This window comes from uncultured Propionibacterium sp., from assembly GCF_963539965.1.
Lineage (GTDB): Bacteria > Actinomycetota > Actinomycetes > Propionibacteriales > Propionibacteriaceae > Propionibacterium.
On the sequence record NZ_CAUTOU010000071.1, the window covers coordinates 1 to 10,232 of the forward strand.

At 72.5% G+C, this 10,232-nt stretch carries 8 protein-coding genes; 5 read left to right on the top strand and 3 right to left on the bottom strand.

The window, feature by feature from the left end; translation table 11 throughout:
• Positions 1 to 111 precede the first annotated feature (111 nt).
• The 3 genes from R2N01_RS09895 to moaA all read right to left on the bottom strand — a co-directional run bounded on the left by R2N01_RS09895 (position 112) and on the right by moaA (position 6,595).
• On the bottom strand, positions 112 to 3,873 hold the full coding sequence (locus R2N01_RS09895; protein WP_316670708.1) for a nitrate reductase subunit alpha: 3,762 nt from the start codon (positions 3,871 to 3,873) through the stop codon (positions 112 to 114).
• Positions 3,874 to 3,922: 49 nt separating this feature from the next.
• Complete coding sequence (locus R2N01_RS09900) at positions 3,923 to 5,263, bottom strand: MFS transporter (protein ID WP_316670709.1); 1,341 nt, start codon at positions 5,261 to 5,263, stop codon at positions 3,923 to 3,925.
• A 297-nt stretch (positions 5,264 to 5,560) separates the two neighbouring features.
• A complete protein-coding gene (moaA, locus tag R2N01_RS09905; protein WP_316670711.1) occupies positions 5,561 to 6,595 on the bottom strand; it encodes a GTP 3',8-cyclase MoaA in 1,035 nt (344 codons plus the stop codon).
• Between the two features lie 86 nt (positions 6,596 to 6,681).
• Here moaA and R2N01_RS09910 point away from each other — a divergent pair, with 86 nt between their 5' ends.
• From R2N01_RS09910 to R2N01_RS09930, 5 genes are all read left to right on the top strand, one after another.
• Positions 6,682 to 7,299, top strand: a complete 618-nt coding sequence (locus R2N01_RS09910; RefSeq protein WP_316670713.1) for an NTP transferase domain-containing protein — start codon at positions 6,682 to 6,684, stop codon at positions 7,297 to 7,299.
• Positions 7,300 to 7,408: 109 nt separating this feature from the next.
• Positions 7,409 to 7,924 carry a molybdopterin-binding protein gene (locus R2N01_RS09915; protein ID WP_316670714.1) on the top strand — a complete coding sequence of 172 codons (516 nt, stop codon included), beginning with the start codon at positions 7,409 to 7,411 and terminating at the stop codon, positions 7,922 to 7,924.
• A gap of 118 nt (positions 7,925 to 8,042) precedes the next feature.
• A complete protein-coding gene (locus R2N01_RS09920; protein WP_316670718.1) occupies positions 8,043 to 8,444 on the top strand; it encodes a TOBE domain-containing protein in 402 nt (133 codons plus the stop codon).
• Positions 8,445 to 8,576: 132 nt separating this feature from the next.
• Positions 8,577 to 9,359 (top strand): molybdate ABC transporter substrate-binding protein, encoded by a 783-nt coding sequence (modA, locus tag R2N01_RS09925; protein ID WP_399553276.1) that lies wholly within the window; start codon positions 8,577 to 8,579, stop codon positions 9,357 to 9,359.
• A gap of 18 nt (positions 9,360 to 9,377) precedes the next feature.
• Positions 9,378 to 10,232 (top strand): ABC transporter permease (locus R2N01_RS09930; RefSeq protein WP_316670716.1); only part of this gene is annotated, 855 nt, incomplete at its 3' end.

The window sequence follows — 10,232 nt, forward strand, 5'->3', positions numbered from 1 at the left end:
ACTCGGTGCCCTCGCGGTTGGTCCACGCCTGCTTGCAGGTGACCGAGCAGGTGTGACAGCCGATGCACTTGTCCAGGTTCATCACCATGGCGATCTGGGCCATGACCTTCATCAGAACCGCACCTCCTGGCTGCGACGGCGGATCAGCGTGACCTCGTCGCGCTGATTGCCGGTGGGGCCGTAGTAGTTGAACGCGTACGAGAACTGCGCATAGCCGCCGATGAGATGACTCGGCTTGATGAGGATGCGGGTCAGGGAGTTGTGGATGCCGCCCCGGCGGCCGCTGCGCTCGGTGAGCGGGGTGTTCGCCACGCGCTCCTGGGCGTGGTGCATGAACACCGTGCCCTCCGGCACGCGGTGGCTGACGACTGCGCGCGCCGTCACGATGCCGTTGCGGTTGTACGCCTCGACCCATTCGTTGTCGCGCACCCCGATCCCGGCGGCGTCGGCCGGGCTCATCCAGATCGTCTGGCCGCCGCGGCCCAGCGTGAGCATGTACGGGTTGTCGTAGTACTGCGAGTGGATGGCCCACTTGTTGTGGATCGTCAGGTAGCGCACGGCCACCTCGGCCGTGCCCTCGGCCGAGACGCCCCGGTAGCCCACCGGGCGCTCGCCGTACAGCTGCTGCAGGTTCACCGGCGGGCGGAACACCGGCAGGCACTCGCCCATGTCGCGCATCCAGTCGTGGTCGACGTAGAACTGCGGGCGGCCCGTCAGCGTGTGCCACGGCTTGCTGCGCTCCATGTTCTGCACGAACGCCGAATAGCGCCGGCCGCCGTGCTCGGAGCCGGACCACTCCGGCGAGGTGATGACCGCGCGCGGCTGGGCGACCACGTCGGCGAAGGTGATGCGCTTCTCCTCGTCGCCGGCGGACAGGTCGGCCATGCGCGTGCCGGTGCGCTGTTCGAGCGTGCGGAAGCCCTGCGTGGCCAGGCGGCCGTTCGTCGTGCCCGACAGGGCCAGGATCGCGTCGATCGCCTTCTCGGCGGTGTCCAGCAGCGGACGGCCCTCGCCGGCGCCGCTGCGCGCCCGGCCGCCCAGGTCGCCGAGCTCGTCCACCTCGCGGTCGGGGTGGTAGACGATGCCCTTCGTGCCCATGCCGGCCCCCTCGGTCAGCGGGCCGAGGGTGTCGTACTTCTCGCCGATCCTCGTGTAGTCGCGTTCGACGGCGGCGATCTTCGGCATCGTGACGCCCGGGATCCAGGCCTCGCGATCGGTCACGATGCCGCCCGGGGTCGTCATCTCGTCGGGGCTGTCGTGGCCGAGCGGTGCGGCGACGGCGTCGATGTGCGTGCCCAGGTGCTCGACGGCCATGCGCGAGACGAGGTGGGCCAGCGTGCGGTAGAGCTCGAAGTCGGTGCGGGCCTCCCACGGCGGGTCGACGGCCGGGGTGAACGGGTGGACGAACGGGTGCATGTCGGTGCTCGACAGGTCGTTCTTCTCGTACCAGGTGGCGGCCGGCAGGACGACGTCCGAGTGCAGCGTGGTGCTCGTGTTGCGGAAGTCGGCCGTCCACATCAGGTCGAGCTTGCCCGCCGGGGCCTCCTCGCGCCAGGTCATCGTGGCAGGGCGCTGCCCGGGCGCCAGTTCGGCGGCGTTGACGTCGTTGTCGGCGCCCAGCATGTGGCGCAGGAAGAACTCGGTGCCCTTGGCCGAGGAGCCGAGCAGGTTCGTGCGCCAGTTCGCCAGGATGCGCGGCACGTTCTCGGGCGCGTCGGGGTCGGCCGCTGCGAAGCGCAGACGGCCGGCGGCGAGCTCGGCGGCGACGTACTCGCCCGGCTCCATGCCGGCCCTCGCGGCCCCGTCGCCCAGGGCGAGCGGGGAGCGGTCGAAGGTCGGATAGCTCGGCATCCAGCCGCGCTGGGCCGACTCGACGAGGCAGTCGGCCGTCGTCTTGCCGGCCAGCGCGCCCGCGCCCAGCGGGCTCGCCATGCGCTCGGCCCGGGCGCCGTCGTAGCGCCACTGGTCGGTCGTCAGGTAGTACCAGCCGGTGGCGATCATCTGGCGGGCGGGGCGCTGCCAGTCGAGGGCGAAGGCGTAGTTCGCCCAGCCGGTGATCGGGCGCACCTTCTCCTGACCGACGTAGTGGGCCCAGCCGCCGCCGTTGACGCCCTGCGTGGCGCACATCGTGGTGAGCGCCAGGAAGGTCCGGTAGATCGTGTCGGCGTGGAAGTAGTGGTTGGTGCCGGCCCCCATGAGGATCATCGAGCGGCCGCCCGACTCGATGGCGTTGAGCGCGAACTCGCGGCCGATCCTGACGGCCGCGCCCGCCTCGACGCCGGTCAGCTCGGCCTGCCAGGCCGGGGTGCCGGGTGCGGAGGCGTCGTCGTAGCCGGTGGGCCAGTCCCCGGGCAGGCCGCCGCGACCGACGGCGTAGTGGGCCAGGAGGACGTCGTAGACGGTGGTGACCAGGCGGCCGTTGATGCGACGGGCCGGTACGCCGCGGCTCACGACGCCGCCGCCGATGCTCGCCTGGCCGGGACGGGCGGGCAGGTCGAAGCGCGGCAGCAGGATCTGCGCCGGCTCCCAGTCGTCGGTGTCCATGAGCGACACGACCGCCTCGACGCCGTCCTGGTCGAGATTCCAGTGGCCGGCGCCCTGGGCGCCGAAGCGGTCGGCGAGCGTGCCGCCCGGATCCTTGACCGTGCCGTCGACGTCGAGCACGAGCGGGCGGAAGGCCGCGTTCTCGGTGCGCTCGGCGGTGCCGGCGGGCATCTTGTCGGCGGTCAGGAACTTGCCGGGGACGAGGGCCCGCGCCCCGCCCGGGAGGCCGTCGGCCCGGGCGCCGGCCTCCTCCAGCTCGATGAGGAAGGGCGCGTCGGAGAAGCGCCTCATGTAGTCCAGGAACATGGGCTCGCGGCGCCCGACGTGGAACTCGTTGAGGATGACGTGGCCCATGGCGATGGCCAGGGCGCCGTCGGTGCCGGGGGCCACGCGCAGCCAGTCGTCGGCGAACTTCGTGTTGTCGGCGAAGTCGGGGCTGACGACGACGACCTTCTGGCCGTGGTAGCGGGCCTCGACCATGAAGTGGGCGTCGGGGGTGCGGGTCAGTGGCACGTTCGAGCCCCACATGATGAGGTACTGGCTGTTGAACCAGTCGCCGGACTCGGGCACGTCGGTCTGGTCGCCGAAGACCTGCGGGCTCGCCGGCGGCAGGTCGGCGTACCAGTCGTAGAAGCTGAGCATCGTCGCGCCGATGAGCTCGTGGAAGCGGGATCCGGCCCCGTACGAGAGCATGCTCATGGCCGGGATCACCGAGAAGCCGGCGATGCGGTCGGGGCCGAAGGCCCTGATCGTGTGCACATAGGCGGCCGCCACGATCTCGGTGGCCTCGGACCAGCTCACGCGGACCATGCCGCCGGTGCCGCGGGCGCTCCTGTAGGCCTTCGACCTGACCGGGTCGGAGACGACGTCGGCCCAGGCCTCCACCGGGTCGCCGAGGCGCTGCCTGGCCTCGCGGTAGGCGTCGAGCAGGACGCTGCGCACGTACGGGTACCTGATGCGGGTGGGCGAGTACTCGTACCAGCTGAACGAGGCGCCGCGCGGGCAGCCGCGCGGCTCGTACTCGGGCATGTTCGCCCCCGTACCGGGGTAGTCGGTGCACTGCGACTCCCAGGTGATGATGCCGTCCTTGACGTAGACCTGCCACGAGCAGGAGCCGGTGCAGTTCACGCCGTGCGTGGAGCGGGCGATCCTGTCGTGGCTCCAGCGCCGGCGGTAGAAGGCGTCGGCGTCGCGCCCGCCCTCCAGGAAGATCTGCCGGCCGGAGGCGTCGGTCCTGCCGCGGCGCAGCCAGCTGCCCATGCGGAGCAGCGGCGAGGCCTTGGTCTGCCCGCCGCCGGCGGCGGGGCTGTCGTTGATGTCGGTGCTCATGGTGGGGCTCCTGGGCGGATCGGGCTCTGACGTGGCGGGCCCGGCCGGGTCAGCCGGGGAAGGGCGCCTTCGGACGGGCGTACTGGATCCAGCAGATGAGGGCGCAGACCGCGGCGTAGACCGCGCAGATCCAGAACCAGGTGCTGGCCGGCATGCCCGACAGGGCCACGCCGACGAAGAACGGGCCGAACGAGGCGATGGCGGCCGTGAAGCCGATGGCACCGCCGGCCTGGCGCTTGGGCATGATCATCGGCATCTGCTTGAAGGTGCCGGCGTTGCCGATGCCGCTGAAGAAGAAGAACGCGAGCATCGCCCACAGGAATCCGGGGAACTGGCCCGGGTCGCTCGGGTTGAGGAACAGGGCCGCCCAGGCGAGGGTGAGGGCCACCCCGACGCCCGAGACGAAGGTCCAGACGGCGCCGCCGAAGCGGTCGCACAGCGGGCCCCAGGCGACGCGGACGGCCGAGGCGATGAGCGGGCCGAGGAAGGCGTAGGCGGCCCCGGCGGGCAGGTGGGCCATGCCGGCGAATCCGCTCGTCGCGCCGTAGGTGTTGTTGATGAGCAGGCCGAACTGGGCGCTGAAGCCGCTGAACAGGCCGAAGGTCATGACGTAGAGCAGGGTCATCAGCCAGGTGTTCGGGTTGCCGAAGATGTCGATCTGCTGGCGGAAGTTGGCCTTGACCGGCACGTCCCTGAGGTGGACGAACGACAGGACGGCGGCCAGGACCGACCACGGCACGAAGAAGATCGCCGCGTTGAACACCCGCAGGTCGCCGCCGTCCGTGCGCTGCGGGGCGATCCAGGTGATGCCGAACAGGCCGAAGGTCATGAGGATCGGGCCGACGATCTGGATGACCGACATGCCCAGATTGCCGACGCCGGCCTGGATGTTGAGCGCCGTGCCCGACAGGCGCCTGGGGAAGAAGTACCCGGTGCTGGGCATGTAGCCCGAGAAGGTGCCGCCGCCGATGCCGCAGGCGATCGCCAGGGCGATGAGGACGCCGAACCCGGTGCCGGGGTTCTGCACGGCGAAGAACCAGCCGAGCATCGGGATGACGTACAGCAGCGAGCTCCAGGCCACCATCCTGCGGGTGCCGATGACCGGCGGCAGGAACATGCAGATGAGGCGGATGATGCCACCGGACAGGCCGGGCATGGCGGTGAGCCAGTAGAGCTGGCCCGTGGTGAGGCGGAAGCCGATCGAGTTGAGTCTCGGGGCGATGGTGCTGACGAGGAACCAGACGCAGAACGCCAGGATCATCGAGTACGTCGAGATCGCCAGGGTGCGCCAGGCGAGCCCGGCGTCCCAGCTGGACTCGTCCTCGGGGTTCCAGTCGGTGACCGTGTGCCTGGATGCTCCCGTTGCGGCCTGGTTCTTCGTGGCGGACATGCGCTCCCTCCCAATCTCTCTCGGGTCTTCGCGCCGGGTGACGCGCGGGCACGGCGGCGAGCCACGGCGATTTAGTCCGGTGTTCCTGAGACAAAAATAGCCGTTGGTCGGCACCGGCCGCCAAATCGGCTGCCGATCGGTGCCGGGGTCCCCGGCGCCGATCCCGCCGGGGCGCCGTCCGCTTCCTCCCGCCCCGGCCCGGTCGGGGCCCGGGCGCCCTGCCCGCCGGGGCCCGGGGGCGCGGGCCGCCGCCGGGAACGGGAGCGCGCGGGTCATTCCCGTCCGGTCAGGGGAGATTCACCCGCCGATGCGGCTCATGGTGCGGCTGGGCACGGCGAACTCCTCGCCGTCCAGCCCGTGGGCGGCCGGTTTGGCCCGCATCGCGTCCGCCCAGAGGCGGGCGATCTCGGCGTCGTCGGCGCCGCGGCGCAGGGGCGCGCGCAGGTCCGTTTCGCCCACCGCGAAGAGACAGCTGCGGATCTGGCCGTCGGCCGTCAGACGGGTGCGATCGCAGGCCCCGCAGAACGGCTCGCTCACCGAGGCGATGACGCCGACGGTACGGGCGGGGTCGCCGTCCACCTGCCACAGGCGCGCGGGGGCGTGCGGATCGGTGACGGGCGCCGGCTCCAGGCGGTGCGTCGTGCCGAGCAGGGCGAGGACGTCCTCGCGGGTGATGAGCCGGCCGCGGTCCCAGGTCTCGATCGGGCCGATCGGCATCTGCTCGATGAAGCGCAGCTGGACGCCCTCGGCCAGGCAGAAGTCGAGCAGCGCCGGGGCGTCGGCGTCGTTGACCCCCTTCAGGACGACGGCGTTGACCTTCACCGGGGCCAGGCCGGCGCGCCGGGCGGCGGCGATGCCGGCCAGCACGTCGGGCAGGCGGTCGCGATGGGCTATCTGCGCGTAGTGCGCCGGGTCGAGCGTGTCGAGCGAGACGTTGACGCGGTCCAGACCCGCCGCGGCGAGGTCCTGCGCGCGGCGGTCGAGACCCAGTCCGTTGGTCGTCAGGGCCAGTTCGGGGGCGCGTCCCCGGTCGGTGCGCAGCGTCGCGGCGGCGGCGATGATCGTCTCGAGACCGCGCCGCAGCAGCGGCTCGCCACCGGTGAAGCGGATCTTGCGGATGCCCAGCAGCTCCACGCCGATACGGCACAGGCGGACGACCTCGCCGTCGGTGAGCGTCCGGTCGGCGGGCAGCCAGTCCAGGCCCTCGGGGGGCATGCAGTAGCTGCAGCGGAGATTGCACCGGTCGGTCAGCGAGACGCGCAGGTCGCGGGCGACACGGCCGAAGCGGTCGGTCAGGGCGCCCGTGAGGGGGCCGTGCTGCTGCGCGCTCATGTCTGCGACTCTAACCGCACCACGGCCGGGCCGAGGGGCGCGCGGGCCGGGTTCGCCGTGGGCGCGGGACGCGGCATGATCGGGGCATGGGTGTGATTCCACGGCCGGACGGCGCCGTCCACGCCGTCGTACTGGCCGGCGGCACCGGCGAGCGGCTCGGCGGGGTGAGCAAGGCCGACATCGTCCTGGGCGGGCGGCGGCTGCTCGACCGGGTGGCGGGGGCCCTGAGGGACGTCGTGGACGGGGCGCTCGTCGTCGTCGCGCCGGACTCGGTCGAGGCGCCGGACGGCTGCCCCCGCATTCTTGAGGACCCGCCCGGCGGGGGGCCGCTGGCCGGTATCGCGGCGGGCCTGGACGCGCTGCCGCCCCCGGCGGGCCCGTGCGAGTGGGTGCTGGTGTGCGGGGTCGACACCCCGGCGATCGGGGAGCTCGCACCGCGCCTGGTGCGGGCCCTGGCCGAGCGGCCGGGGGAGGGCGCCGTCATCGTCGGGGGCGAGCCCGAGCCCTACCGGCAGTACCTGCAGGGCCTGTACCGGCGCGACCGGCTCGTCGGGCTGCTGGGGAGCGTGCGGGTGCGGGGCCGCGGTGTGGCGCGGACGCTGCGCGTCCTCGATCTGATCGAGGTGTCCGCGCCGGCCGGCGAGTGCCGCGACCTGGACGGCCCGGCGGACCTGGCCTGGTGGGCCGGGCGCCTGGGCGGCTGAGCGGGTCCCCTGCCGGCGCGGGCGTCTTCGGCCCCGTTCGCCGATGGCTAGGGTGGTCGAAGACCGCGTACGAGCAGCCGTCCCGCAGCCGTGGGGGAGAGGACGCCTGATGCCCAGCAGCAATGACAATGATTACGATCTGTCCACGGTCGCCGCTTCCGTGATCGTCATGAGCGATCGGGTGCTGTCCGGCGAGCGCCCCAATACGGCCGGCGAGGCCTGCCGCGACAGGCTGCTGGCCGAGGGCCTCTCCGACGCGGCGGTCAGCGTCATCCCCGAGCGGAGGAGGGCGGTCGACGAGGAGCTCCGCGCCTCGATCGCCTCCGGGCGCCGGCTCGTCATCGTGCTGGGCGGCACCGGCTTCCGCCGCAACAACGACGCGCCGGAGGCCATCCGGGAGCTGGTCGAGGTGGAGCTGCCCGGTGTCGCCGAGCGGATCCGCTCCCATGGCATGGAGCACAGCCCGCTGGCCCCGCTCTCACGCGAGGTCGTCGGGGTCACCGGCAAGGACTCCGATGCGGCGCTGCTCGTCTGCTCGCCGGGCTCCAGGGGCGGCATGAGCGACACCCTCGACGTGCTGCTGCCGCTGCTGCGCCACGTCTACATCCAGCTCGCCGAGAGCTGACCGGCTCCCGACCGCGGCCTCGGTCCCGCCGGCGCCCCGCACGGGGCCCCCAACGGGTTCCGGCGATGCGGATGATCTCCGCGCGTGTCCCCGATCTTGCTATATTGCCCCCGTGCCCATGCATCGCATCTCCGACATCAGCAGACTGCTCGGTGTCTCGGACGACACGATCCGGCGCTGGATCGGCTCCGGCGCTGTGAAGGCCCGGCAGGACGACCGGCGTGTGCTGCGCGTCGACGGGGCCTCGCTCGCCGAGCATCTGCGGGCCCAGCAGCGCGAGCACACCGGCCTCGAGGACGGGTCGCGGTTCGAGTCGGCGCGCAACCACATCCAGGGGATCGTCACCGCCATCAGGTCCGACCCGGTCATGAGCCAGGTCGACCTCGTCGCGGGCAACTCCCGGATCGTCTCGCTCGTCTCCACCGAAGCCGTCGACGCCCTCGGCCTCGAGGTGGGCTCCATCGCGGTGGCCCAGGTGAAGGCGACGAACGTCTCCATCGAGCTGCCCGTCACCTCCTAGCCGGTCCTGACCCGGCAGCCGGAGCCGGGCGGCGGGGCCAGCCGCCGGGAATGATCCCGGCGGTCCGGCGCCTGTCGGGGCAGTGCTGACCCGACGGGCATGAACGCACGACACGAACACACGAGGAGTGTCATGAAAGCCATCCACCGCATCCTGGCCGCGGGCGCGGCCGTCGCACTGTCGGCCGCCATGGTCGGCTGCTCGTCCGAGGACTCGTCCTCCGGGGCGTCGTCGTCCGCTGGCACCACCGTCCTGACCGTCTACGCCGCCGCCTCGCTGACGGCCAGCTACGACGAGATGGCCGCCGCCTTCGAGGCCGAGCACCCCGGCGTCGACGTCCAGTTCAACTACGCCGGCTCGCAGACCCTCGTCGACCAGATCAACCAGGGCGCCCCGGCCGATGTGCTGGCCACCGCCAACACCTCGACGATGAGCAAGGCCACCGACGCCGGCACCGTCGGGGCCGCCACCGAGTTCGCCACCAACGTCCTGACCATCATCACGCCCGCCGGCAACCCGGCGGGGGTCACCGGCCTGGACTCCTCGCTCGACGCCGCCCAGCTCGTCATCTGCGCGCCCGAGGTGCCCTGCGGCTCGGCCACGCAGCAGCTGACCGAGAGGCTCGGCGTCACGCTCGACCCGGTGAGCGAGGAGCAGCAGGTCACCGACGTCGTGGGCAAGGTCACCGGGGGCGATGCCACCGCCGGCATCGTCTACCGCACCGACGCCAAGGAGGCCGGTGACAAGGTCACCGAGGTGCCGATCGCCGGCGCCGACCAGGTCGTCAACCATTACCCGATCGCGACCGTCAACGAGAGCCGGCACGCCGAGCTCGCCCAGCAGTTCGTCGACTACGTCCTGTCAGACGCCGGCCGGGCGACGCTCGACGAGCACGGCTTCGCCCCGGCCTCCTGAGCCGTCCGGGGCGGATCGGTGAGGCACCGACTGGGAGCACGCGCCCGGCGCGCCGCATCGCCCGCCCCGGTCCCGGCCTGGCTGGCGGCGCTGGCGGCGCTGGGCGCGCTCTACCTGGTGATCCCCCTCGCCGGGATGGGCGCGGCCGTCCCCTGGGACCGGTTCGTGGAGCTCATCGGCAGCGAGGCCTCGCGCGACGCCCTGTGGCTGAGCCTGCGCACCTGCGCCGCCGCGACGGCCGTCGACCTGGTGCTGGGCGTTCCGCTGGCGGTCGTGCTCGCCCGGAGGTGGCGCGGGGTGCGGGCCGTCCGGGTGCTCGTCGCCCTGCCACTGTCGCTGCCGCCGGTGGTGGCCGGCCTGGCGCTGCTGACCACCTTCGGGCGCAGGGGCCTGCTCGGGCAGGCGCTCGACGGGGTCTGGGGCATCCGCGTCGGCTTCACCACCCTGGCCGTGGTCATGGCGCAGGTCTTCGTCTCGCTGCCCTTCCTCGTCATCACCCTCGAGGCCGCCCTGCGCTCGCGACCGGAGGGCGTGGAGGAGACGGCCGCCTCGCTCGGCGCCGGCCCCACCAGGGTGCTGCGCTGCATCACGCTCCCCCTCGTCGTACCGGCGTTGGCGAGGGGCACCGCGCTGTCGCTGGCCCGCTGCCTGGGGGAGTTCGGCGCGACGCTGACCTTCGCCGGCTCGCTGCAGGGCGTCACCCGCACGATGCCGCTGCAGATCTACCTGGCCCGCGAGACCGACTCCGACAACGCGCTCGCCCTCGGCGCCCTGCTCGTCGTGGTGGCGGCGCTCGTCGTGGCCGGCACCGAGTGGACGCCCGGCCGGCGCCGCGGCGAAGCGGCGCACGAGGACGAGCGGACGGACGTCGAG